At 40.9% G+C, this 281-nt stretch carries 1 protein-coding gene; it reads left to right on the forward strand.

Features of this window, described 5'->3' with window-relative positions:
• Positions 1-67 precede the first annotated feature (67 nt).
• Positions 68-281 (forward strand): DDE-type integrase/transposase/recombinase (locus tag MMY95_RS15775; RefSeq protein WP_241277841.1); only part of this gene is annotated, 214 nt, incomplete at its 3' end.

Genomic DNA, 281 nt, shown 5'->3' on the forward strand with positions numbered 1-281 from the left:
AACAGACTGCCATTGAAAGATTCCGGGCTTGTTCGGATTAAACTTGTAATTTGCCTTCTCAAAAAAGATGGCTACTGATTTAATCTTAAAGACCCTTGAAAGCGCGGTTAAAAATCGAACCATTACTGGGGACCTGATTATCCATACGGATTTAGGATCACAGTATACCAGCGATGATTACAATCAACGTTTAACTGAACTACATATCCGCCACTCTTACAGTCGTAAGGGTTGTCCGTATGATAATGCGCCAATGGAATCCTTTCACGCTTCCCTCAAAA

This window comes from Lactiplantibacillus sp. ME-2 (assembly GCF_022549155.1).
Classification (GTDB): domain Bacteria; phylum Bacillota; class Bacilli; order Lactobacillales; family Lactobacillaceae; genus Lactiplantibacillus; species Lactiplantibacillus plantarum.